This window comes from Massilia haematophila (assembly GCF_042647645.1).
Taxonomy (GTDB): Bacteria; Pseudomonadota; Gammaproteobacteria; order Burkholderiales; family Burkholderiaceae_D; genus Telluria; species Telluria haematophila.
Genome location: NZ_JBHRVV010000001.1, coordinates 4,168,086 through 4,192,557, shown reverse-complemented (window position 1 = coordinate 4,192,557; position 24,472 = coordinate 4,168,086). Strand labels below are relative to the sequence as shown.

Below are 24,472 nucleotides of genomic sequence, written 5' to 3'. Positions count from 1 at the left end.
CGCTCCTACAGGAAAGCGGTCGCAGCGCCGACCTCGGGCGGCGTGTTGGGCTTGCTCACGTCGCCGACAATCTGGCCGCGATCGTTGATGCCGAAGCCTGCATCGTTGCGCCGCGGCCCGCCGAGCGTGCCGAGGTCGCGCACCGTCCCGTGCCAGGACACGTAAGCCATGGACTGGCCAATCGTGTCGGAAAAACCGCCGACAATCTGGCCCAGGTCGTTGATGTCGTTCGCTTCGGAATGGTGGTGACTGGCCACCGACAGGCTGCGCGCCCGCCCCTGGACAAACATGACGGCACGGCGCGGCCGGTCAAGCGAATAGGAGACGCCAACCACCTGGTTCTTGTCGTTCAACCCGAACGAATAGGCGAACGTGTCGCCGGCGAGCGGCTTCAATTGCGTCAGCTTGCCGCGGTACCAGCAGAACCCGCCAAGATCAGACTGCCCGCATACCATGCCGCGGTTGTTGATCATCGTGGCCACTCCGGATCCTTGCCCCGGAGTGAACTGCACGAGCGGGATCACTTTATAGGCGTAATCCGGTCGCGCCTGTCCAGCGGCGGGCCAAAGCACGACAGCGGATAACACCACGCAGCAAACACGTTTGATTCTAAGCACGTTAGCCTCCTGGTCGGTCGACACGGGCCGGGCGATGAGCCCGGATAGCCGACTGTAGCAGGAGACTTATTCACGTCCACGCGTGTTCATCAAACATTGCGCGCTCTCGGGGGCCCGATACCAACAAGCTCCTGAAACGGATTTTGTCGCGGTAAAGCGCGTCACAGTCTCCGAGCGAAGGCGCAGCGTCGTCAACCGCGCACTCGCTGCACAGGCCTTACTCCACCGTCACCGACTTCGCCAGGTTACGTGGCTTGTCGACGTCGGTACCGCGCGCCAGCGCCGTGTGATACGCCAGCAGCTGCAGCGCCGCCACGTGCAGGATCGGCGACAGTTCGCCGTAGTGCTCCGGCAGGCGGATCACGTGCAGGCCGTCGCCCGAGGTGATGCGCGAGTCGACGTCGGCGAACACGTACAACTGGCCGCCGCGTGCGCGCACTTCCTGCATGTTCGACTTCAGCTTTTCCAGCAGCGCGTCGTTCGGGGCGATGGTCACGACCGGCATCTCTTCGGTTACCAGCGCCAGCGGACCGTGCTTCAGTTCGCCCGCCGGGTAGGCTTCGGCGTGGATGTACGAGATTTCCTTGAGTTTCAAGGCGCCTTCCAGGGCGATCGGGTAGTGCAGGCCGCGGCCCAGGAACAGGGCGTTTTCCTTGCGCGCGAATTCCTCGGCCCAGGCGATGATCTGCGGCTCCAGCGCCAGCACCGACGACAGCGCGACCGGCAGGTGGCGCATCTGCTTCAGGTGCTCGGCTTCCTGCTCGTCGCTCAGGCGGCCGTTGACTTGCGCCAGCGTCAGCGTCAGCAGGAACAGGGCGGCCAGCTGGGTGGTGAAGGCCTTGGTCGAGGCGACGCCGACTTCGACGCCGGCGCGGGTGATGTAGGCCAGTTCGCATTCGCGCACCATGGCGCTGGTGGCGACGTTGCAGATCGTCAGGGTGTGCGGCATGCCGAGGCTGCGCGCGTGTTTCAATGCCGCCAGGGTGTCGGCGGTTTCGCCGGACTGCGAGATCGTCACGACCAGGGTCTGCGGGTGCGGCACGCTGTCGCGGTAGCGGTATTCGCTGGCGATCTCGACGTTAACCGGCACCTTGGCGATGCATTCGATCCAGTATTTCGCCGTCAGGCCGGCGTAGTAGCTGGTGCCGCAGGCCAGGATCAGCACGCGGTCGATTTCCTTGAACACCTTATAGGCCTTGTCGCCGAACAGCTCCGGCATGATGCCGGTCACGCCCTCGAGGGTGTCGCCGATGACGCGCGGCTGCTCGAAGATTTCCTTTTGCATGTAGTGGCGATACGGGCCGAGTTCCGCGGCACCGGTGTGGGCGTGCACGGTTTTCACTTCACGCTCGACCGGGCGGCCTTCGCTGTCGACGATCCAGTAGCGCGACAGTTGCAGGTCGACGACATCGCCTTCTTCCAGGTAGATGATCTGGTTCGTCGTGCCGGCCAGCGCCATCGCGTCCGAGGCGACGAAGTTTTCTCCTTCGCCGACGCCGACGATCAGCGGCGAACCCTGGCGCGCGGCGACCACGCGGTGCGGTTCCTCGCGGCAGAACACGGCGATCGCGTAGGCGCCGTGCAGGCGTTTTACCGCTTGCTGGACGGTGTCGAACAAATCGCCGTTGTACATGTGGTCGACCAGGTGGGCGATGACTTCGGTGTCGGTCTGGCTCTGGAACTGGTAGCCCAGGTCGGACAGTTCGCGGCGCAGCTCGTCGTGGTTTTCGATGATGCCGTTGTGGACCAGGGCGATGCGGGCGCTGTCTTCGTTCGGCGAGAAGTGCGGGTGGGCATTGTGCGAAGCCGGGGCGCCGTGGGTGGCCCAGCGGGTGTGGGCGATGCCGGTAAAGCCTTGCAGGCCGGTGCCTTGCACTTGCGTTTCGAGGTCGGCCACGCGCGAGGTGCTGCGCGAGCGTGCCAGGCGGCCATCCACGTGCAGGGCCACGCCGCAGGAGTCGTAGCCGCGGTATTCGAGGCGCTTCAGGCCTTCGATCAGGATGGGGGTGATGTTACGTTGCGCTACCGCGCCAACAATGCCGCACATGGAAAATCCTCGTTTAAAAAATTAGCAATAATGCATATCCTATGGCAATGCGCATGAAATAAGCTTTCAGAATTCAGGCCAAAACGTTATAAAATTTCATGGTCATAGAACGATGAAATAATATTTCATCAAAGCCTAAATTTTTATATTTAATTTCATGACTGACGCGCCCCAGCCCCTGGACGAGCTTGATCGTCGCATCCTTAATGCCCTGCAGACTGACGCATCGCATACCAATGCCGAGTTGGCGGAACTAGTCCACGTTTCGCCGCCGACTTGTCTGCGCCGCGTCAAGCAGCTCACCGATGCAGGTGTTATCGAAAGGCAAGTTGCCATCGTCGATCCCGACAAGGTCGGCGCGCGCCTGACCGCCATCGTCGAGATCACGCTCGACGTCCAGGCGTCCGACCGCATGGAGCAGTTCGAGCAGCGCGTGGCCGGCGAAGACGCCGTGCTGCAGTGCTACCGCGTCGCGCCGGGGCCGGATTTCGTGCTGGTGGTGCAGGTGGTCGACATGCCGGCCTACCACGCGCTGGCGCACCGCCTGTTCGCCACCCATGCGAATGTGCGCAACGTGAAGGCGTATTTCTCTACCTTCCGCAGCAAGTTCGAGACCCGCATCGCTGTCTGAGGCACTGGAGCGGCTGTGGATAAGTCGGTGGATGAGTATGTGGAAGGCGGGAGGGTAACCCCGGGATAAGCCAGTGGATACCCATGTGAATTTCCTGTGATTTTGCTGTCCATATCCGGTGGATTGGCTGTGGACAGCATCGTCTCACTTCTTCTTCTTGACCGGGCGGCTCCAGCCGTCGATCGTCATCTGCTTGGGCCGCGAGATGGTCAGCTTGCCGGCCGGCGCGTCTTTCGTCAGCGTGGTGCCGGCGCCCAGGGTCGCGCCCTTGCCGACGGTGACCGGCGCCACCAGCTGGCTGTCGCTGCCGATGAAGGCGTCATCCTCGATTACGGTGCGGAATTTGTTGGCGCCGTCGTAGTTGCAGGTGATGGTGCCGGCGCCGATGTTCACGCGCGAGCCGACCGTGGCGTCGCCGACATAGGCCAGGTGGTTCGCCTTGCTGTGCGCGGCGACCTGGCTGTTCTTGATCTCGACGAAGTTACCCACATGGACGTCTTCGCCCAGCTCGGTGCCCGGGCGCAGGCGCGCGTAGGGGCCGATCTGCGATTGCGCACCGACGACGGCGTCCTCGATGTGGCAGAAGGGCTTGATGTTGGCGCCTTCGGCGACCTTCGCGTTCACCAGCACGCAGTGCGGGCCGACGGTCACGCCGTCCGCCAGCTCGACGCGGCCTTCGAACACGCAGCCGACGTCGATCACGACGTCGCGCCCGCAGACCAGTTCACCGCGCACGTCGATGCGCGCCGGGTCCATCAGGGTGACGCCCTTTTCCAGCAGCGCGTTGGCGATGTTCAGCTGGTGGCGGCGCTCGAGCTCGGCCAATTGGACCTTGCTGTTCACGCCCGCGACTTCCCATTCGGCCGACGGCGAGGCCGAGACCACCTCGACGCCGTCATGCACGGCCTGGGCGACGATGTCGGTCAGGTAGTACTCGCCTTGGGCGTTATTGTTCGACAAGGCAGCGAGCCAGCGCTTCAGGTGGCGGGTCGGGATGCACATGATGCCGCTGTTGATCTCGCGGATCGCACGTTCGGTGTCGCTGGCATCCTTTTCCTCGACGATGCGGACGATCCGCCCGTTTTCGCGCACGATGCGGCCCAGGCCGAAGGGATTGTTTTGCTCCACGGTCAGGATGCCGAGCTTGTCGCTGCCGGCGGCCTCGACCAGGCGGCGCAGCGAGGCTTCCTGGGTCAGCGGCACGTCGCCGTACAGCACCAGGGTCGGTGCATCCTCGATCAGTTGCGGCACGGCCTGCATCACCGCATGGCCGGTGCCCAGCTGGGGCTGCTGCAGGGCGGTGTCGATCGGCGCCTGGCCGTCTTGCGCCAGCCCGGCCACCATCTCAGGCACCGCTGCGCCGCCGTGTCCGTAGATCACGCATAATTTGCTCGGCGACAGGCGGCGCGCCGTGTCGATGACATGCTGCAACAGCGGCTTCCCAGCCAGCGGGTGCAACACTTTAGGCAGAGCGGACTGCATCCGCTTTCCCATGCCGGCGGCAAGGATGACAACGTTCATAAGCCGATTTTCACAGAAGAGTTAATAAGATGAAAAAGTCTATCACGCAGGACACCTTGTTCCAGCGCACGCGTGCGCTGTTCCTGATCGCGCTGATGGCTTTGCTGGCAGCCTGCAGCACCATCCGCTTCAGCTACAACCACGGCGACACCCTACTGTACTGGTGGCTGGACGCCTATGTGGATTTCGAGGGCGATCAGGCCGATTGGGTCAAACGTGACATCCGGGAACTGTTCCAATGGCACAGAAAAACCCAGTTGCAGGACTATGCGGCGCTGCTCGGCAAGTTCCAGCGCCAGCTGGCCGCGAACCCAACCCAGGCCGACCTGGTGAATGCCTACAAGGAAATCCGCAACCGCACCGAGGTGCTGGCCTACCGCGCCGTGCCCGACATGGTCGACCTGGCGCTGTCGCTCACGCCCGACCAGATCCGCCAGATGGAACAGCGCTTCGAGAAGAAGAACAACGAATACCGCCGCAAGTTCGTCAGCGGCAGCGTCGAGAAGCGCAACGAGGCGCGCTTCGACAAATCGATGGAGCAATTCAAGCTCTGGTTCGGCGACTTCAGCCGCGAGCAGGAAACGGCGCTGCGCCGCGCCTCGGACGCGCGTCCGCTCGAGAACCAGGTCTGGCTGGAAGAACGGGTCGACCGCCAGCGCAAGATCCTGGCCCTGGTGCGTAAAATCCAGGCAGAAAAACCGAACAAGGAACAGTCCGCGAACATGATCACGGCCCTGATCCGCGAATTTTTCGGGCGCATGGATGCGCCCGAGCGCAAGAGCTTCTACGACAGCTATACGCAGGCGACGACGAACTACATCCTGACTGCGATCCGGATGACCACGCCACAGCAGAAGGCGCACGCCCACAAGCGCATGCAGGGCTGGATCGACGACTTCAACGCGCTGGCCCGGGAAGCAAAATAAACCCGCGAAATCGGGTGCAAGGGCACATGGTATAGTGCGCGCCATGCAAAGAAAGCCAGCAAAACCACAGGGCCAGCACGGCCGTCCGCGACTCGCGCCGCAACAGGTGCGCATCATCGGCGGCGCATGGAAACGGCGCCTGCTGCCGGTGCTCGACGCCCTCGGCCTGCGCCCCACGCCGGACCGCGTGCGCGAAACCGTGTTCAATTGGATCAATCACCAGGTCGGCGGCGACTGGGACACGGTCGATTGCCTCGATTTGTTCGCCGGCAGCGGGGCGCTGGGCTTCGAGGCGGCCAGCCGCGGTGCCCGCTCCGTCCTCATGCTCGACTCCCACGGCCCGGCCGTGCGCCAGCTCGAACTGAACAAGGAAACGCTGAAGGCGGATAACGTCAATCTGCTGCGCGGCGATGCCTTCGCCGTGGCGCGCGACATGGCCCTGCGCGGCCAGCGTTTCGATGTCATCTTCCTCGATCCGCCGTATCAACAGGACTTCGTGGCCAAGGCGCTGCCCTTGTGTATCGACCTGTTGAAGGAAGGCGGCATGGTCTATGTCGAGGCGGAATTCGCGCTGCCGGCAAGCGATGCGCTACCGGATTGGCTACTGCCATGGGAGCAGGTCCGTGCCGATAAAGCGGGCATGGTCTATTATCACCTGCTGAAGTTGCACGAAAATAAGGCCTGAAGGCCTTCATGTTGCTCAATTTAAGGGCAACGGGGGCCTCGGGCTGGGGCACCTGCCGGATTTTCAGGCATAATGCGCCTTTAATAAACACAGGTGTTTCTCCCAGGGAGCCACAATGGTTGTAGCCGTTTATCCAGGTACTTTTGACCCGCTCACCCGTGGCCATGAAGATTTGGTCCGTCGTGCTTCGGGCCTGTTCGACACGCTCGTGGTCGGTGTTGCCGACAGCAAGAACAAGAAGCCTTTCTTCACGCTCGACGAACGCCTGGAAATCGCCAACGAGGTGCTCGGCCATTACCCGAACGTGAAGGTCGAAAGCTTTTCCGGCCTGCTGAAGGATTTCGTGCGCCAGCATGATGCGCGCGTGATCGTGCGCGGCCTGCGTGCCGTCTCCGACTTCGAGTACGAATTCCAGATGGCGGGCATGAACCGCTACCTGCTGCCCGACGTCGAGACCCTGTTCCTGACCCCGTCCGACCAGTACCAGTTCATCTCCGGCACCATCGTGCGCGAGATCGCGATGCTGGGCGGCGACGTGTCGAAATTCGTGTTCCCTTCGGTGGACCGTTGGCTGCAAAAGAAAATCGCAGCGATGAACCTGCCGAAAGCCTGAGATCCAGGTTATTTTGAGAGCAGCAGTACCATGGCCTTACTGATTACCGACGACTGCATCAACTGCGACGTGTGCGAGCCCGAGTGCCCGAACGACGCCATCTCGATGGGCGAAGAGATCTACGAGATCGATCCGCATAAATGCACCGAGTGCGTCGGCCACTTCGACGAGCCGCAATGCGCTTCGCTGTGCCCGGTCGCCTGCATCCCGCTCAATCCCGCCTGGCGCGAGACGCGCGAGGAACTGCAGGCGAAGTACGAGCGCCTGACCGCGGCGAAGAACAGCGCCTGATCGCTCCACCGGCAGCGTTGCCGGCGCTTTCCTTCCTACGTTCCCAGTGTGCCGGGTGCGCCGCTTGAGCGCGCACGCACGCGCGTCCTGCCGCCCCGGCGCGCGGCCTGGATGGCATGCTATGCTGCCCCATGGCTGCCCACGACGACACCGATTCCTCCGGGCCGCTGCCGCATAGCGTCAGCGAAAACATCGGCACGATCGCCGAATATTGCGAACGCAACGAGGAACAGGTCACGGCGGCGCAGAAAATCGTCGAAAAGGTGAGCCTGTTCCTGGGCAGTCCCGGCTATTTCGCCGTGAACGTCAGCTTCATCATCGGCTGGATCGTCTGGAATGTCGTGGCGCCCGAATTCGGCGGCGAGCAGATCGACGAGCCGCCTTTCTTCTGGCTGCAGGGCTTTGTCTCCCTGAACGCCTTCATCATCTCCACCACCGTGCTGATCCGCCAGAACCGCATGTCGAAACTGGCCGAGCGCAATGCCCACCTCGATCTACAGATCAGCCTGCTGTCGGACGAAAAGACCAGCAAGATCATCGCCATGCTCGAGGAATTGCGGCGCGACGATCCGGCGCTTCCCGACAAGGCCGACCCCGAAGCCGAGGAACTGGCCGAGCCGACAGACGCCCCGAGCGTGCTGGGCGCCATCGAACGCAAGACGAAATAAACGCCGTTGTATTGTGCTCTTGCAGCATTGAAATAGTTATTGCTTCTTGATTTCAATCAAGACTTCAGTGCTATATTGATATTGCTGTTTTAGCACGATCATTCTTTTCCTACGGAACGAGGACGGTGTGAACATCAATAACTTGCGTATCGGCCAGCGCCTGGCCATCGGCTTCGGTATCGTGATTTCGCTGCTGGTCCTGCTGGCCGGCCTGTCGTATGCGCGCATGGCCAGCCTGAACGCCGAAATGGCCCATCTGGTCCAGGTGCGCTACGCGAACACGGTCAGCGCCAACGCCATCAAATCCGACGTCAACGAGGCCACGCGCAGCATGCTCAGCGTGCTGGTGATGGGCGACCCTGAACAGGTCAAGAAGGAACTCGAGAACGCGGGCCGCAAGAGCGCCGGCGCCAGCGCCGCCGTGGTGCGCCTGGTGCAGAACACGCGCGATGCCGAGGGCGCCCAGATCCTGGCGGCGATCGCCCAGGTCCAGGCGAAGTTCCTGCCGGCCCAGGATGCCTTCGGCAAGCTGGTGCTGGAAGAGCGCAAGGACGAGGCGATGGTGAAATTCATGTTCTCGCTGCGCCCGCAACAGGCGAAATACTTCGAGCAGCTGGACCAGTACATCGCCTACCAGAACGCGGCCATGACACAGACAGGCGAGGCCGCCGCCGCGCTGACCCGCCGTACCCAGCTGCTGGTGCTGGCGCTGGCCGCGGTTGCCGCCGCGATATCCCTCGGCGTCGCCTTCCTTGCCACGCGCAGCATCACGCGTCCGCTGAACCAGGTGGTCGATATCGCGCGCCGCGTCGCCGACGGCGACCTGCGCAGCGAGATCCGCGCCGACACGCGCGACGAGACCGGGCAGATGATGCAGGCGCTGCAGCACATGAACGCCAGCCTGGTGCGCATCGTGGCCGAGGTGCGCGCCAGCACCGATGCGATGGCGGCCGCCTCGAGCGCGATCGCCAGCGGCAACCTCGACTTATCAAACCGCACCGAGCAGCAGGCCGCCGCGCTCGGCCACACGGCCGGCGCGATGCGCGAACTGACCGACACCGTCCAGCAGAACGCCGACAACGCGCGCCAGGCGAACCAGCTGGCGGCCAAGGCGTCGGATGTGGCCGAGCAGGGCGGCAGCGTGGTGGCGCGCGTGATCGACACCATGGGCTCGATCACGGCCTCGTCGCAGAAGATCGTGGACATCATCGGCGTCATCGATGGCATTGCTTTCCAGACCAATATCCTGGCCCTGAACGCCGCCGTGGAAGCCGCGCGCGCGGGCGAGCAGGGGCGCGGCTTCGCCGTCGTGGCTTCCGAGGTCCGCAACCTGGCCCAGCGCTCGGCCGCCGCCGCCCGCGAAATCAAGTACCTGATCGGCGACTCGGTCGACAAGGTGCGCGAAGGCAGCACCCTGGTCGAGCAGGCCGGCGCCACCATGCAGGACGTGGTGGCGAGCGTGCGCCGCGTGACCGACATCATGGCCGAGATCACGGCCGCCAGCATGGAACAGAGCACCGGCATCGCCCAGGTCAGCCGCAACGTGCTCGAGATGGACCAGACCACCCAGGAAAACGCCGCCCTGGTCGAGGAAGCGGCGGCCGCGGCCGCCGCGATGCAGGACCAGGCGGCCCAGCTGGCGCACGCCGTCAGCATCTTCAAACTGGCGGACGAGGCGCCCCGGCTGGCGCCGTCATCCCCACGCAAACAATTGACTGCACGTTAAAACGAGAAGGAGACAACGACATGAAAACCCTGAAAACCCTGGCCACCGGCGCCGCCCTGGCGCTGGCCATCGCCTTGCCGGCCGCGGCCGCCGTCGATGTGAACGGCATCAAGTTCGAAGACGTCAACAAAGTCGGCGGCAAGGACCTGAAACTGAACGGCGCCGGCATGCGCACCAAGCTGGTGATCAAGGTGTATGCCGCCGGCCTGTATCTGACGGAAAAGAGCAAGAACGTTGCCGACATCCTCAAAATGGACGGCCCGCGCCGCGTGACCCTGGTGATGGCGCGCGACATCTCCTCCGAAGACCTGGGCAAGGCCTTCATGGACGGCATCAACGAGAATGTGGACAAGGCGGAAAAAGCGAAGCTCGTCGGCCAGATCGGCAAGTTCGGCGAGATGTTCGCCAGCGTCGACCAGATCCGCAAGGGCGACGTGCTGCACATGGACTGGATCCCGGGCACGGGCACCGTGTGCGAGCTGAACGGCAAGCGCATCGGCGAGCCTGCGTCGGACATTAATTTCTATAACGCCGTGCTGCGCATCTGGCTGGGAGAAAAGCCGGCCGACCGGTCGCTGAAGCCGGCGCTGCTGGGCGAGGCCAAGTAACCCGCCAGGACGTAAAAAAACGCGGCGCCGGAGTTCCGGTCGCCGCGTTTTTCTTTATGCGGAGGTATGTTGTTCGTCAGACGCCCGAACCCAGGGTGCCGGTGCCGGGGCCCTTGGCCGAGTCGATTGCGCGCTGCAACACGGCGCCGGTTTTTTGCGCCAGGCGCGCCGCGCGCTGTTCCTTGGTCATGCGTGGGCGGACGGTCAGCACCAGGGCACGCACGATGCCGCTCAAGAGGGGACGGAAAAACATCAAAACACTGATCACCAGCGCCAGCAGCAGGGCGGCGCGCAGCAGCTCCGCCAGCGGCAGCACAGGGAAGGAGAACTGGGTCAGGGTCGAAACGAAGGACATGGTCAGGTCGGAATGTTGTTTTTTAAAACTATAGTGCAATGCAACATATAAATCTAATTCCGTTTCCTGATGTGGCTTATATTGATCATGAATGAAATGGGTTACACTGGCGTACAGACCTATAACGGGCGTGCTGTTGACGCCACATATCGAGACACCACATGAGCTTCCTGACGCTGGACCTGAACTTGCTGCGCGTATTCGACGCAGTCATGACCGAACAAAACCTGACGCGCGCCGCCGGCCATCTTGCGATGACCCAGCCGGCGGTCTCGAATGCGATCAAGCGCCTGCGCGAAAGCCTGGGCGACGAATTGCTGATCCGGACCGCCTACGGCGTGAAGCCGACGCCGCGCGCCGAGGCGCTGTGGCCGGCCGTGCGCCAGGCGCTGGCGGCGCTGGAAGCGGCCGTGATGCCGGAAACCTTCGACGTGTCCAAGGCGCAAGCCACCTTCCGCATGGCGATGGCCGACGCCACCGCCGCCTATTGGCTGCCGTCCTTGATGCGCTCGATCGAGCGCGAGGCGCCGGGCGTGAACATCCGCATGGTGCCGCTGACCACGCGCGAACCGCGGCCGATGTTGCTGCGCGGCGACATCGACCTGGCCGTCGGCTTTTTCCCGGGTGTCGCGGCCCAGCTGTCCTACGAGACCGGCTCGCCGATCCGTCACGAACGCCTGTACTCGGGCAAATATGTGTGCGTGATGCGCAAGAACCACCCGCTGGCCGACGGCTCGCTGGACCTCGATTCCTATTGCAAGGCGAATCACCTGCTGGTGAGCTTTTCCGGACGCGCCCACGGCCTGGTCGACGAGGCGCTGGCCCAGATCGGCCGCGAGCGCCGCATCCTGCTGACGGTGAACCAGTTCTTCACCGCCGGGCGGGTGGTCGCCAATTCCGACCTGATCACGGTGCTGCCGAAACACCTGATGGGTTCGACCGGCATGACCGACGCCCTGATCTGGCGCGAACTGCCGTTCGCACTACCTGCCGTGCACCTGGACATGCTCTGGCACGAACGCGACGGCCGCAGCCCGGCCCACCGCTGGCTGCGGAATAACCTGGAAACGACGGCGGCGGCGGCAACGAAACCGCTGGTGGAGCGCCAGGCGGCGTAAGAATCAGTACTGCGGAATCCTCCCCGGATTCCGCGGCCTGAACCGTAGGGTGGGCACTCCGTGCCCACGCGGTGCAGGGCATGCAATCACGAAGCGTCTGACAACACCCTGCGGTTGTATTCAAATACCGGCCGTGCGAGACAGCACACCACCACCATTCATAGCCGCGTGTCCGCATGCAGACACGCCGCGTCACATCATCCGTCTCGACGAAACACCGCCAACACGACGCGTCGTTCCGCGTGGGCACGGCGTGCCCACCCTACGGGATGCGTCAACAGATTCGTTCACATAACGGCGTGCGACTGCCGGAAACGATCACCGAATCGGCAACTTCGTCGTATTTTTGACCTCTTCCATCACGGCATACGTGTGCGTTTCGCGCACGCCCTTCTGCAGCAGCGTCTTGCCGAGGAATTCGCGGTATGCTGCCATGTCTTTGACGCGCGCCTTGACCAGGTAATCGAAGCCGCCGGCCACCATGTGGCATTCGAGCACTTCCGGGATCAGCTGCACGCTCTGTTTAAAGGCGTCGAACACCTCCGGCGTGGTGCGGTCCAGCACCACTTCGATGAAGACCAGCAGCGAGACATCGAGCAGCTGGGGATTCAACTGGGCCGTGTAACCCGTGATGTAGCCGGACTCGTGCAGCTTGCGCACACGCTCGAGGCAGGCCGCCGGCGACAGGTTCACGCGTGCCGCCAGCTCGACGTTGCTGATGCGTCCGTCGTTCTGCAACTCGGCCAGAATTTTTTTCGAAATCTTGTCCAGCATGGTGTCTCTCGCTTCGCCGTAAATATTATTTGGCCGAATTCTCGCATCAAAAACTATCTATTGCTAGTACCCTTTAAAAACAGAATTAATCCAGAAGATTTCCTTCTACAATCAAACGATTGAGAGTGCTTAAAAAATCTCCAATCCAAGGCGCAGCGCCGGCCAGCCATGGGGATTGTTGAGCCCTCGGAAGCACGTACCAAAACGCGCGCCGACTGCATCGCAGGACGGCGCGTTTTGCTGTGTACGCTCCCTTTGATCCGACTTTTTCTTTTTTACAGACCCGCCATGCAGATCGCCGCCACCCCGGCCACCACCTTCGTTCCCTTCGACGCCTTCCAAGCCGAAACCAGACAGGAGCAGACGCCCCTGCGCGCCGCCATCACCGCCGCCTACCGCCGCGACGAACAGGAAGCCGTCCAGTGGTTGCTGGCCCAGGGCGCGCGCCCGAGTGCGGATGCCAAACCGCTGGCGCACCGCCTGGTCTCGAGCGTGCGTGCGAAACGCACCCGCGCCTCGGGCGTCGATGCGCTGATGCACGAGTTCTCGCTGTCGTCGGAAGAGGGCGTGGCGCTGATGTGCCTGGCCGAAGCGCTGCTGCGCATCCCCGACAGCGCCACCGCAGACCGCCTGATCGCCGACAAGATCAGCAAGGGCGACTGGCGCAGCCACCTGGGCGAATCGCCTTCGCTGTTCGTGAATGCGGCAACCTGGGGCCTGCTCGTCACCGGCAAGCTGGTCTCGACCACCAGCGAACGCGGCCTCGGTTCGGCGCTGACGCGCCTGATCGCGAAAGGCGGTGAACCCTTGATCCGCAAGGGCGTCGACATGGCCATGCGCATGCTGGGCAACCAGTTCGTCACCGGCCAGACGATCGAGGAAGCGTTGAAAAACAGCCAGGCCAACGAGGCGCGCGGCTATCACTATTCCTACGACATGCTGGGCGAAGCGGCGCTGACCGAGCTCGACGCCCAGAATTATTACGCTTCGTACGAAGCGGCGATCCACGCGATCGGTAAGGCCTCGAACGGACGCGGCATCAAGAACGGCCCGGGCATCTCCATCAAACTGTCGGCCCTGCACCCGCGCTACAGCCGCGCCCAGTATGCGCGCGTGATGGGCGAACTGCTGCCGCGCGTGCGCAGCCTGGTGCTGCTGGCGAAAGGCTACAACATCGGCATCAACATCGACGCCGAGGAAGCGGACCGCCTCGAAATCTCGCTCGACATGCTCGAAGCCCTGGCGTTCGATCCGGAGCTGGCCGGCTTCGAGGGCATCGGCCTGGTGGTGCAGGGCTACCAGAAGCGCTGCCCGTTCGTGATCGACTACGTGGTCGACCTGGCGAAACGCAGCGGCCGCAAATTCATGGTGCGCCTGGTGAAGGGCGCCTACTGGGACGCCGAGATCAAGCGTGCCCAGGTCGACGGCATGCCGGGCTATCCGGTCTACACGCGCAAGGTCTACACGGACGTGTCCTACCTGACTTGCGCCCAGAAACTGCTTGCCGCGACCGACGTCATCTACGCCCAGTTCGCTACCCACAACGCGCACACCCTGTCCGTGATCTACACCTGGGCCAAGGAGCGCGGTGTGGACAACTACGAATTCCAGTGCCTGCACGGCATGGGCGAAACCCTGTACGACCAGGTCGTCGGCAAGGATAACCTGGACAAGGCTTGCCGCATCTACGCGCCGGTCGGCTCGCACGAAACCCTGCTGGCGTACCTGGTGCGCCGCCTGCTGGAAAACGGCGCGAATTCCTCGTTCGTGAACCAGATCGTCGACGAGAAGATCCCGGTCGAGACCCTGCTGAACGATCCGTTCGAGGTGGCGCGCGCCAGCGGCGGCCTGCCGCACACGGGCATCGCCCTGCCGCGCGCGATGTTCGGCGCCGAGCGCAAGAATTCCGCCGGCCTGGATCTGACGAACGAGGATACGTTGCGCCTGCTCGGCACCGAACTGTCGCGCCAGCGCGAGTACAAGGCGACGCCGCTGGTCGCCGGTAGCGTACAGGGCGCCGATGCGCTGGCGGTCGTGAATCCGGCGCAGTCGGCCGATATCGTCGGCAGCGTGCTCGAGGCGTCGAAAGCCGACGTCGACACCGCCCTGCAGGCGGCCGCCGACTTTGCCGGCCAGTGGCAAGCCAGCGCCGGCCTTGATCGCGCCGCGATCCTGGTGCGCGTGGCCGACCTGTTCGAGGAGAACATGGCCGAATTGATGGCCCTGGCCGTGCGCGAAGCCGGTAAATCGCTGCCGAACGCGATCGCCGAGATCCGCGAAGCGGTCGACTTCCTGCGCTACTACGGCGCCCAGGCCAAGGATGCCGGCGCCGTGCAGGCCCTCGGACCGGTCACGTGCATCAGCCCCTGGAACTTCCCGCTGGCGATCTTCACCGGCCAGGTCGCCGCGGCCCTGGCCGCCGGCAACGTCGTGCTGGCGAAACCGGCGGAACAGACGCCGCTGATCGCTTACCGCGCGGTGCAGATGTTCCACGAAGCCGGCGTCCCGGCTGCCGCCCTGCAGCTGCTGCCGGGACGCGGCGAAGTGGTCGGCGCGGCACTGACGCTTGACGCGCGCGTAAAAGGCGTGATCTTCACCGGGTCGACCGAAGTGGCGCAATTGATCAACCGCACGCTGGCCGCGCGCGCCGACAAAGAGGGCGTCGACATCCCGCTGGTCGCCGAAACCGGCGGCCAGAACGCCCTGATCGTCGATTCCTCGGCGCTGCCGGAGCAGGTGGTGCAGGACGTGCTGAGCTCGGCATTCGACTCGGCCGGCCAGCGTTGCTCGGCCCTGCGCGTGCTGTTCCTGCAGGAAGATATTGCAGATAAAACGATTCGCATGCTGAAGGGCGCCCTGGGCGAACTGCGCGTCGGCAGCCCGGACCGCCTGGCGACCGACATCGGCCCGGTGATCGATGGCGAGGCCCAGCGCAACTTGCTGGCCCACATCGAGCGCATGAAGGCCACGGCGAAACAGCATTTCGCGCTCGAGCTGCCAGCCAGCGTGACGTCGCAGGGCACCTTCGTGCCGCCGACCGTGCTGGAAATCGGTTCGCTGGCGGAGCTGAAGCAGGAAGTCTTCGGTCCGGTGCTGCACATCGTGCGCTACCGCCGCGCCGACCTGGGCCGTGTGATCGATGCGATCAACGCCACCGGTTACGGCCTGACCCTGGGCGTGCATTCGCGCATCGACGAGACCATCGACTTCATCGTCGCCCGCGCCCACGTCGGCAACATCTACGTGAACCGGAATATCGTCGGCGCCGTCGTCGGCGTGCAGCCTTTCGGCGGAGAAGGCAAATCCGGCACCGGCCCGAAAGCCGGCGGTCCGCTCTACCTGAAGCGCCTGCAGCGCGGCGCGGCGCCCTTGCTGGAACACACGAACACGCCGAATCCGGCCCTGGTGTCGCTGCTGGTTTGGGCGCGCAATCATGGCCACGACGGCGTGGTGGAGCTGGGCGACCGGTACATCCGCACCCACCTGAACGGGATCACGCTCGACTTGCCGGGCCCGACCGGCGAACGTAACCGCCTGTCGTTCTGCCCGCGCGGCGCCGTGCTGTGCGCGGCCGACTCGCAACAGGCGATGCTGAACCAGCTCGCCGCCGCGCTGGCGACCGGCAACCGCGCCTATGTGCTGGCCAGCGCCCAATCGGCGGTGCCGAACGACCTTCCGGCGGAGGTCAAGGACCGCATCCGTTTCGTCGGCGCCGCCGAGGTGGCGCAGTGCGACTTCCAGATCGCCCTGGTGGAAAGCGGCATGCGCGGCGAACTGCGTTCCCAGCTGGCGGCGCGTCCGGGCGCCATCGTCGGCATCGTCGATACCGATGCGCATGCTCCGGTGGACCTGTGGCGCCTGGTGGCCGAACGCGCCGTGTGCGTCAACACGACCGCGGCTGGCGGCAACGCAAGTCTCATGACGCTGGGGCTGTGATCATGTAGGGGTTTCAATCCTAAAAACTGGAGGAAGACATCATGCTAGTCGGCGTTCCGAAGGAGATCAAAAACCATGAGTACCGGGTCGGGTTGACCCCGCCTTCCGTGCAGGAGCTGGTCGCACGGGGGCACCAGGTCATTGTCCAGACGAACGCCGGCAGCGAGATCGGGCTATCCGACGATCAATACCTGGCCGCCGGCGCCAGCATCGTCGAGACGGCGAAGGAAATCTTCGAACGCGCCGACATGATCGTGAAGGTCAAGGAGCCGCAGCCGAACGAATGCGCGCTGCTGCGCGCAGGCCAGATCCTCTACACCTACCTGCACCTGGCGCCAGATCCCGAGCAGACCTCGGCCCTGGTGGCCTCGGGTGCGGTCTGCATAGCCTACGAAACCATCACCGGCCCGGGCGGCGGCCTGCCGCTGCTCGCGCCGATGAGCGAGGTAGCGGGGCGCATGGCGATCCAGGCCGGCGCCGCCCACCTGGAAAAGTCGAAAGGCGGCATGGGCCTGCTGCTGGGCGGCGTGCCGGGCGTGGCGCCGGGCCACGTGGTCATCATCGGCGCCGGCGTGGTCGGCACCAATGCGCTGCAGATGGCGGTCGGTACCGGCGCGCGCGTCACCGTGCTGGACAAAAACATCGATCGCCTGCGCCAGCTCGACCTGGTCTACGGCAACCGCATTTCCACCCTGTATTCGAACGCGCACGCGATCGAGGAAGCCGTCCTGTCCGCCGATCTCGTCATCGGCGGCGTACTGGTACCGGGCGCGGCGGCGCCGAAGCTGGTCACGCGCAGCATGATTTCACGCATGAAAAAGGGGGCGGTGGTGGTCGACGTGGCGATCGACCAGGGCGGCTGTTTCGAGACCTCGCACCCGACCACGCACGCCGATCCGACCTTCGTCGTCGACGGCGTGGTGCACTACTGCGTGGCGAACATGCCGGGCGCCGTGGCCCGCACCTCGACTTTCGCATTGAACAATGCCACCATCGGCCACGCCGTGGCCCTGGCCAGCAAGGGCTGGCGCCAGGCGCTGGAAGACGATGTCCACCTGCGCCAGGGCCTGAACGTCTGCCAAGGCAAGGTGACCTACCAGGCCGTGGCCGAGGCGTTGGGCTACGACTACACGCCGGCCGCTTCGCTGCTGGCCTGAACGATCGTTTCTTCCGTCTCCAGGCAAAAGCGCCTGACGATGTGAAAGGCATACCGCGCGGCCACCGACTTCACGAAACGCATGAAGTCGGTGGCCGCGTTTTCGTTGGCGTTGTCCGAAATCGTCCGGATCACGGCGCAGGGCAGGCCGAGCTCGTGACAAACCTGGGCCACCGCCGCCCCTTCCATTTCCACCGCCACCAGGCCGGGCAGCGCCGCATTCAATCCATTGATGTGCTCGCGATCGTTGACGAACTGGTCGCCACTGGCGATCAGGCCGCGGTGGATGCGCGGCCGCGACAGATGAAAAGCCGCTTTCTCGAGCGGATCGATGGCCTCCTCAAAATCGTTGTCCAGGAAAGACTGCGCCGCATCCATCAGGCGTGCTCCCAGGCGATGGTCGGCCGGGAAGTGGGTCAAGCCCGTCAGCGGCACTTCGAAGCGGGGAAACAAGGGACTGGCATCCATGTCGTGCTGAACCAGCGATTCGGCAACCACGATGTCGCCAACTTGCACCGTTTTATCGCCTGCACCGGCCACACCCGTAAACAGGATGTGCGTAACTCCGAACTTCTCCACAAGCGTTGCCGCCGTCAAGGCAGCTGCAACCTTGCCTATACGCGATAAAACGCACACAGCGTCGATTTCCCAGAGTTGTCCGAGCCAGTACTCGCGCTCACCATGGATGAGCTTGTAGGGCCTCTCCATGGCCTCCACGAGCCCCTGCTGTTCTTCGTACAGCGCGCTGATGATCCCTAGACGCATATTTTTGCTTGTTGTGTGGGTTGAAAAACGCTGTGCAGCAGGGTTTTTTGCATCGTTTGGACGCTTATGCCCGCTGTTCGCGGTGTTTTTGCTGTTTACAGTAGTAAACGTATATGTATACAGCTGGTAGTGATAGTAAACGATGATGTCGTTGTGGATAAGAAGAGATTTCTCCACAAGATCAGCAGTTTACGTGCGCGGGAACTGGCTGGACAAGGATTGTATCGAGCCTGCATGGATGTTGGAAAAAAAACGGCCGGTCTTCAGTCAAGGCGTTTCTGCACATCCGATCCTGTGGATATTCAGCGGCTTGTCCACAGTTGAGCCGAAAAACCGGCGTTCCTGGACGCGTAGGGTGGGCGGCTAGCCCTCGAAGTTCGCAGATTGACAGCATGAACGCCGCCCACGCGTTCAACCTTCAGATGAATAGCCGGGCAGATCTTGCGTCACGTGCACGCGTAGGCGGCGCAATCGCTGCGTGATTTTTGATGCCAGGACGGAGCCGTCCACCCGACGCCTGTTTCGGCAACCTGGTCGATGCTGTGTTCGCGCGAACCGATTCAAGGTCGCAAACAAAACGCCGGCAGACCGTTCCGCAGTCATCGTCGGCAGCCATCGTCGGCAGCGTTCGCCTCTTCGCGACTTCCTGCCAAACCGCTTTTCGGTCGAACAGACGACAGCTTTCGTGCTGGCCTGCAGGGCGAGCGCGGGTTTGTCCACGGCCCGCGGCACTTCTCGTTTTAATACATAGAGATAAATATAAAGCTGGTAGTAGTAGTAAACGGCCGCCGAACTGTGGATAAAGCCGGTTTACTCCACAGCGTCAATGGTTTACGCGTTGCCTGAAGCCTTGAACAAACCTTGCTTCTGGCTTGCACGGATTTTGTACAAATTTTCCGGCGACGCGAAAGTCAGCCGTTCTGCACATTCGTTCCTGTGGATATACATGGGCTTGTCCACAGTGGCCTGACCGTTAGCGGCGTCCTGGCATGCGTCCGGGCCTGCGAGCAGGGCGTTGGCGTTGGCCGACAAGTCGCGGAAGGCAATGCGGAGATGCGTGCAACGACGATTGCGGCTTTACGCCAACAGTTGGGCAGCCACGAAAAAAAAAATTTTGCCGAGCGCACAGCGCGAGGCTCGCCAGGTTTACAACCAAAATCTGTATACAACGATAGTAGTAGTGTTAACAAGTACCGTTTTCTGTGGATAAGCCGGTTAACGGACGAGAAATCAGCAGTTTACGGACGGTATAAGCCGGTGGCTTGCCGCTGTATGTTCCTGGTGGCAAATCTGGACAAAAAACCGGGCCGTGGAAAAAGCCGCGTTTTTGCACAAACCGTTCCTGTGGATATCAAGAAGCTTATCCACAGGAGGGGGTCTGGCGTAATGTTTACGATCTGGTAAGCTGTTTCTCGTGAACTGAAAACGACAGCGATGGCGGCGCTGTCGTCCGTTCGCGTCCTCGCCGGGGACGGCGCTTTTTTGGCCTGATGTGGCGCTATCGCTGGGTGGAGCGATGTGCCGGGGCGTGCTGTGCAGCGCGATCGAAGGGGCGCGATTGAGGCGGCGCGATCGATGCCGATAGGGCTGGCGCTGGTGGTCCGTGTCAGGTGCGTTCGACCGTTGCGGCGAGCAGGTAACCCTTGCCCCAGACGGTTTTCAGCAGCCGGGGCTGGCGTGGATCGGTTTCGATTTTCTTGCGTAGACGGCTGACCTGGGTATCGATGGCGCGGTCGAAAACCTCGGCAGTGCCGCCCGCGCTCAGCTCCAGCAGGCGTTCGCGCGACAAGACCTGGTTCGGCGCGGCCAGCAGGATGGCAAGCAGGCGGTATTCGGCACTGCTGAGCGGAATCGCTGTGGCGCTGCCGTCCAGCAGTTCGCGTGTTTCGGTATCAAGCAGCCAATCGGCAAAGCGGTAACGGCCCGCAGCCAGGGCCGGCTGGTAGCTGGCCTGGCGTCCTGCCCGGCGCAAAATGGCATTGATACGAAGATATAACTCCGCAGTACTAAATGGCTTGACCAGGTAATCGTCGGCGCCGCTGCCAAAGCCGGCGGCCAGCTGGACCGGGTCCTTGTTCTCGGCCAGCAGGATCACCGGCATGCCGCCGCGCATGGCGATGGTGCGGCACAGCGCCAGCGCATTCACCGCCGGTGGCGCAAGTGCGAGCACGGTCAGGTCGAAATGTTGCTGTTGCATCAGCCTGCGCGCCGCGCCCATACCTTCCGCCTCGCTCACGGCCAAGCCGTGGCGGCGTAAATGTTTCCCTACTTTCTCGCGCAATGCCGGGTCGTGCTCGACCAGCAGGATTGCCGTTCCGTCCTCCATCCGCATTCCCTATCGCCGTCCTGGGTGTCGATTGACACACTCTGACAAACTTTTCATAAGACAAATGATTATGATAATCATTATCATTTACAACGTTACGGGTTGACAAGGGCTGGACAGGCCTGGCGCGGCCCCTTTGCTATGTCCTTTACCCAGAACATCCCCTCGGCACCCCTGCCAACGCTGCGTCGTGCCGGTCTCGTCTTCGGTGCCTTGCTCGCCTGCGCGTCGTTTGGCGCGTCCTTCGGTGCGCACGCGGCCACCGTGACCGACGTGTCCGGCCGCACCGTGACGATTCCCGCGAAGGTCGAGCGCATCGTCGTCGGTTTCGGCGTGTTCCCGGCCTTTGCCGTGGTCGAAGGTGCGGAATCGGCCAGGCGCGTGGTCGCCATGGGGGCGGATTTAAAGGATCGCAACAAGGCCTTGTACGAAGCGATGCTGGCGAAACAGCCGGCGTTGGCCACGATTCCGACCGTCGGCGGCGAAGGCAAGGGCTTGAGCCCCGACCAGGTCCTGGCCCTGAAACCGGACGTCGCCATCTTCGGCGGCGGCGGCGACGGCCCGGTCAGCGCCAAGGAAGGCAGCCTCCAGGCCAGGCTGGAGCAGGCCGGCGTCACCGTCGTCTACGTCGACTTCCGTTCGCATCCGGGTGCGAACACGGTGCCGAGCATTCGCACCATCGCCAAGCTGATCGGCCGCGAACCAGAGGGCGAGGCATTCGTGCGTTACCACGAGGAGCAGCTGCGCCGCGTCACCGACGTGGTCGGCAAGCTGCCCAAGGATAAACGGCCGCGCCTGTTCATGGACATGCGCGCCGGCGGCGTCAAGGATTGCTGCGGCACCCCGGGCAAGGGCAATTACGGCGACCTGATCGAGGCTGCCGGCGCCGTCAACGTCGGCGCTGAGCTGCACCAGGGCGTGCTCGGCTCGGCCAAGCCCGAAGCGATCGCCGCGGCCGGGCCGCAGATCTACGTGGCGGGCGGCGCCAGCGCGCCCGGCGCGCAAGTCGGCGTCCAGCTCGGCGACAACATCACGGCGCAGCAGGCGCGCGCCAGCCTGGCGACCCTGGTCGCGAACCGTCCCGGCGTCACCACCCTCGAGGCGGTCCAGGCCGGCAAGGTGGGCGCCGTCTGGCACAGCTTCTACAACCACCCCTTCAATGTCGTCGCGGTCCAGGCCCTGGGCAAGATCGCCCATCCCGCGCTGTTCCAGAGCCTCGACCCGGACGCCACCATGCGCGACCTGTACCGCCGCTTCCTGCACGTGGAGCTGAACGGCACCTACTGGGTCAACGGCATCCAGGCCCGATAAGCGGCAGTAGCAACCAATAACCAGCAACCACCAGCACCAGCACCACGCATCAAGCTGACGTAGAGAGAAACAATGAACAACAAGAATACCCAGGCGCTCAAGCTGAGCGCACTCGCCGCCGCCCTGTATGGCGCCTTCCTGCTGCCGGCCGCCGCCGACGCCAGCATGACCAGCACCAGCGGCGAGCACGGCAAGATGGCCACCGTCGTCGTCACCGCCGCCGGTTTCGAACAAAAGATCGCCGACGCGCCGGCCAGCATCAGCGTGATCACCCGCGCCGAACTGGAAAAACGTCCATTCCGCGACCTGACCGATGCCCTGCGCGACCTCGAGGGCGTGAGCATCACCGGCACCACCAACGAAAAAGACATCCTGATGCGCGGCCTGCCGGGCTCGTACACCCTGATCCTGGTCGACGGCAAGCGCCAGAGCACGCGCGACGCCCGCACCAACGGCAATGCCGGCTTCGAGCAAAGCTTCATCCCGCCGCTGGAAGCGATCGAGCGCATCGAAGTGGTGCGCGGCCCGATGTCCTCGCTCTACGGCTCCGACGCGATGGGCGGCGTGGTCAACATCATCACGCGCAAGGTCTCGCGCGAGTGGAACGGCTCGCTCGGCTTCGACACCACGCTGCAGGAACACAGCGACTCGGGCGATTCCTACCAGGCCCAGTTCTACGTCGACGGCCCGCTCAAGAGCGACACGGTCGGCCTGCAAATCTGGGGCAAGCAGGTCAAGCGCGACGAAGATGCGCTGCTGGCCGGCTTCACCGGCGCCAAGGACCGCGACCTGAGCGCGCGCCTGGCCTTCACCCCGAACGCGAACCACACCGTGCTGCTCAAGGCCGGCGTCACCGACGTGCGCCGCAACGCTTCCGGCGGTAACACCCTGGCCGCGGGCGCATCGAACACCTACAACAAGCACAAGCGCAACCATTACAACCTGTCGCACGACGCCAACTGGGGTTTCGGCCGCTCGGAAATCTCGCTGCAGCGCGAATCGGCCCAGCGCTGGGCCTATACCCAGGACAAGGCCGGCACCTATGTCGCCAATGCGCGCGCGCCGAAGATCGAGAACACCGTGTTCGACGCCAAGCTGACCATGCCGCTGGGCGCGCACTCGCTGGTCGTCGGCGCCCAGTGGAACGACGCCGAGCTGACCGACCAGAACCCGGGCCGCCGCAACGGTGTCGATGAGCAGTTCAGCGTGACCCAGAAGGCCGTGTTCGCCGAAGACGAGTGGAAGCTCAGCGACAGCGTTTCGCTGACCGGCGGCCTGCGCCTGGACGACCACGAGATCTATGGCCAGCAATGGACCCCGCGCGGCTACGTGGTCTGGCATGCGACCGACCTGGTGACCTTGAAGGGCGGCGTCTCGAAGGGCTTCCGCGCACCGGACATCCGCAGCGTCGCGCCGGGCTATGCCTACTCCACCGGCGGCGGCGGCTGCACCTATGGCCCGAACGGCACCTGCGGCGTGATCATCGGCGACCCCGACCTGAAGGCGGAAACCAGCACCAACTACGAACTCAGCGCCCACTTCGACAACAAGGCCGGCTGGACCGGCGGCGCCACCGTGTTCTACACCGACTTCCAGGACAAGGTCTCGAACGCGCTGGTGTACGCGTCCCCGGGCGTGCCGGCGCGCTGGGTTGAGGACCCGAACTACCGCCTCTGGTACAGCTACAACATCGACAACGCGACCATCCGCGGCCTGGAACTGACGGCGCGCTACAAGCCGTCGCGCGCGCTGAACGTCAGCGCCAACTACACCTATACCGATTCGGAGCAGAAGGGCGGCGACTACGCCGGCCAGGCGCTGACCCGCACCCCGAAGCACGCCGGCACCGTGCGCGCCGACTGGACCGTCAAGCGCGGCCTGACGCTGTGGTCGTCGGCCACTTACCACGGCAAGGAAATCAACGCCGCCGCCCGCAGCGGCAGCAACGGCACCCTGCTGGCCAACGGCGTGCGCGAGTACGACGACTACACCCTGGTCGACGCCGGCGTTTCCTACCGCGTCAACCGCAGCGTCACCGTCAATGCCGCCCTGTACAACATCGGCGACAAGCGTCTGGACGACCTCAGCTACAACACCGTGGGCGACGGCCGCCGCGTCTGGCTGGGGCTGAACAGCAGCTTTTAGTGCGGCCCTGTCGGATACGTTTCGATGTGCGAACGTTCGACCGCGTGGACACAGGTGTCCACCCTACGAAACTGACGGTTTTTCGTAGGGTAGGCCGGACCGCGCAAGGCTCTCGAGTCAACGCGGATTCACCGGTCGATCAGCGAAAGTGCAACGCGGAGCGCGATGTACGCGGACCTGCCGGGATGCGTGTCGATACACTACCGTTCGACCGCGTGGGTTCGAGAACCCACCCTACGGTAACCGGCCCTTC

Annotated in this window: 21 protein-coding genes; 14 read left to right on the top strand and 7 right to left on the bottom strand. The window is 63.6% G+C overall.

The window, feature by feature from the left end; genetic code table 11:
• Positions 1–5 precede the first annotated feature (5 nt).
• Complete coding sequence (locus ACFOPH_RS18590) at positions 6–473, bottom strand: hypothetical protein (RefSeq protein WP_379736871.1); 468 nt, start codon at positions 471–473, stop codon at positions 6–8.
• A gap of 361 nt (positions 474–834) precedes the next feature.
• Positions 835–2,664: a glutamine--fructose-6-phosphate transaminase (isomerizing) gene (gene glmS / locus ACFOPH_RS18585; protein WP_379736869.1), complete on the bottom strand. Its 1,830-nt coding sequence runs from the start codon at positions 2,662–2,664 to the stop codon at positions 835–837.
• Between the two features lie 157 nt (positions 2,665–2,821).
• Here glmS and ACFOPH_RS18580 point away from each other — a divergent pair, with 157 nt between their 5' ends.
• Complete coding sequence (locus tag ACFOPH_RS18580) at positions 2,822–3,295, top strand: Lrp/AsnC family transcriptional regulator (protein WP_379736867.1); 474 nt, start codon at positions 2,822–2,824, stop codon at positions 3,293–3,295.
• Positions 3,296–3,439: 144 nt separating this feature from the next.
• Here the strand turns inward: ACFOPH_RS18580 and glmU are convergent, their stop codons facing one another.
• Positions 3,440–4,816, bottom strand: a complete 1,377-nt coding sequence (gene glmU / locus ACFOPH_RS18575; protein ID WP_379736865.1) for a bifunctional UDP-N-acetylglucosamine diphosphorylase/glucosamine-1-phosphate N-acetyltransferase GlmU — start codon at positions 4,814–4,816, stop codon at positions 3,440–3,442.
• A 29-nt stretch (positions 4,817–4,845) separates the two neighbouring features.
• Between glmU and ACFOPH_RS18570 the strand changes: the two genes are divergently transcribed.
• From ACFOPH_RS18570 to ACFOPH_RS18540, 7 genes are all read left to right on the top strand, one after another.
• Complete coding sequence (locus ACFOPH_RS18570) at positions 4,846–5,742, top strand: DUF6279 family lipoprotein (RefSeq protein ID WP_379736863.1); 897 nt, start codon at positions 4,846–4,848, stop codon at positions 5,740–5,742.
• A gap of 43 nt (positions 5,743–5,785) precedes the next feature.
• Positions 5,786–6,427: a 16S rRNA (guanine(966)-N(2))-methyltransferase RsmD gene (gene rsmD, locus ACFOPH_RS18565; protein ID WP_379736861.1), complete on the top strand. Its 642-nt coding sequence runs from the start codon at positions 5,786–5,788 to the stop codon at positions 6,425–6,427.
• 115 nt (positions 6,428–6,542) lie between these two features.
• The gene (coaD, locus tag ACFOPH_RS18560) at positions 6,543–7,040 is read left to right on the top strand and encodes a pantetheine-phosphate adenylyltransferase (protein ID WP_312547471.1); all 498 of its coding nucleotides are present in this window, start codon (positions 6,543–6,545) and stop codon (positions 7,038–7,040) included.
• A gap of 30 nt (positions 7,041–7,070) precedes the next feature.
• Complete coding sequence (locus ACFOPH_RS18555; protein WP_312547470.1) at positions 7,071–7,331, top strand: YfhL family 4Fe-4S dicluster ferredoxin; 261 nt, start codon at positions 7,071–7,073, stop codon at positions 7,329–7,331.
• A gap of 131 nt (positions 7,332–7,462) precedes the next feature.
• On the top strand, positions 7,463–7,999 hold the full coding sequence (locus tag ACFOPH_RS18550; RefSeq protein WP_312547469.1) for a DUF1003 domain-containing protein: 537 nt from the start codon (positions 7,463–7,465) through the stop codon (positions 7,997–7,999).
• 127 nt (positions 8,000–8,126) lie between these two features.
• A complete protein-coding gene (locus tag ACFOPH_RS18545; protein WP_379736858.1) occupies positions 8,127–9,725 on the top strand; it encodes a methyl-accepting chemotaxis protein in 1,599 nt (532 codons plus the stop codon).
• A gap of 20 nt (positions 9,726–9,745) precedes the next feature.
• Complete coding sequence (locus ACFOPH_RS18540; protein ID WP_312547466.1) at positions 9,746–10,333, top strand: chalcone isomerase family protein; 588 nt, start codon at positions 9,746–9,748, stop codon at positions 10,331–10,333.
• A gap of 76 nt (positions 10,334–10,409) precedes the next feature.
• On the opposite strand, the gene ACFOPH_RS18535 is transcribed toward ACFOPH_RS18540, so the two are convergent.
• Positions 10,410–10,688 (bottom strand): hypothetical protein, encoded by a 279-nt coding sequence (locus tag ACFOPH_RS18535; protein WP_379736856.1) that lies wholly within the window; start codon positions 10,686–10,688, stop codon positions 10,410–10,412.
• A 161-nt stretch (positions 10,689–10,849) separates the two neighbouring features.
• Here ACFOPH_RS18535 and ACFOPH_RS18530 point away from each other — a divergent pair, with 161 nt between their 5' ends.
• Positions 10,850–11,806: a LysR family transcriptional regulator gene (locus tag ACFOPH_RS18530; RefSeq protein WP_312547462.1), complete on the top strand. Its 957-nt coding sequence runs from the start codon at positions 10,850–10,852 to the stop codon at positions 11,804–11,806.
• Positions 11,807–12,124: 318 nt separating this feature from the next.
• Here ACFOPH_RS18530 and ACFOPH_RS18525 read toward each other — a convergent pair whose 3' ends face one another.
• A complete protein-coding gene (locus ACFOPH_RS18525) occupies positions 12,125–12,580 on the bottom strand; it encodes an Lrp/AsnC ligand binding domain-containing protein (protein WP_229436257.1) in 456 nt (151 codons plus the stop codon).
• A gap of 288 nt (positions 12,581–12,868) precedes the next feature.
• On the opposite strand from ACFOPH_RS18525, the gene putA reads away from it, so the two are divergent.
• Together putA and ald are read left to right on the top strand one after the other, a co-directional pair.
• Positions 12,869–16,516, top strand: a complete 3,648-nt coding sequence (gene putA, locus ACFOPH_RS18520) for a trifunctional transcriptional regulator/proline dehydrogenase/L-glutamate gamma-semialdehyde dehydrogenase (protein WP_379736853.1) — start codon at positions 12,869–12,871, stop codon at positions 16,514–16,516.
• A gap of 41 nt (positions 16,517–16,557) precedes the next feature.
• The gene (gene ald, locus ACFOPH_RS18515) at positions 16,558–17,673 is read left to right on the top strand and encodes an alanine dehydrogenase (RefSeq protein WP_312547459.1); all 1,116 of its coding nucleotides are present in this window, start codon (positions 16,558–16,560) and stop codon (positions 17,671–17,673) included.
• On the opposite strand, the gene ACFOPH_RS18510 is transcribed toward ald, so the two are convergent.
• The gene (locus ACFOPH_RS18510) at positions 17,643–18,614 is read right to left on the bottom strand and encodes a 5'-methylthioadenosine/adenosylhomocysteine nucleosidase (protein ID WP_449288634.1); all 972 of its coding nucleotides are present in this window, start codon (positions 18,612–18,614) and stop codon (positions 17,643–17,645) included. The two genes, ald and ACFOPH_RS18510, sit on opposite strands and share 31 nt — an antisense overlap.
• An 876-nt stretch (positions 18,615–19,490) precedes the next feature.
• Between ACFOPH_RS18510 and ACFOPH_RS18505 the strand changes: the two genes are divergently transcribed.
• Positions 19,491–19,841, top strand: a complete 351-nt coding sequence (locus tag ACFOPH_RS18505; RefSeq protein ID WP_312547458.1) for a hypothetical protein — start codon at positions 19,491–19,493, stop codon at positions 19,839–19,841.
• A gap of 202 nt (positions 19,842–20,043) precedes the next feature.
• Here the strand turns inward: ACFOPH_RS18505 and ACFOPH_RS18500 are convergent, their stop codons facing one another.
• Positions 20,044–20,763 carry a winged helix-turn-helix domain-containing protein gene (locus tag ACFOPH_RS18500; RefSeq protein ID WP_379736850.1) on the bottom strand — a complete coding sequence of 240 codons (720 nt, stop codon included), beginning with the start codon at positions 20,761–20,763 and terminating at the stop codon, positions 20,044–20,046.
• 264 nt (positions 20,764–21,027) lie between these two features.
• Here ACFOPH_RS18500 and ACFOPH_RS18495 point away from each other — a divergent pair, with 264 nt between their 5' ends.
• The gene (locus ACFOPH_RS18495; RefSeq protein WP_379736848.1) at positions 21,028–22,074 is read left to right on the top strand and encodes an ABC transporter substrate-binding protein; all 1,047 of its coding nucleotides are present in this window, start codon (positions 21,028–21,030) and stop codon (positions 22,072–22,074) included.
• Positions 22,075–22,146: 72 nt separating this feature from the next.
• Positions 22,147–24,219, top strand: a complete 2,073-nt coding sequence (locus tag ACFOPH_RS18490) for a TonB-dependent receptor domain-containing protein (RefSeq protein ID WP_379736846.1) — start codon at positions 22,147–22,149, stop codon at positions 24,217–24,219.
• The last annotated feature ends 253 nt before the right edge of the window (positions 24,220–24,472 follow it).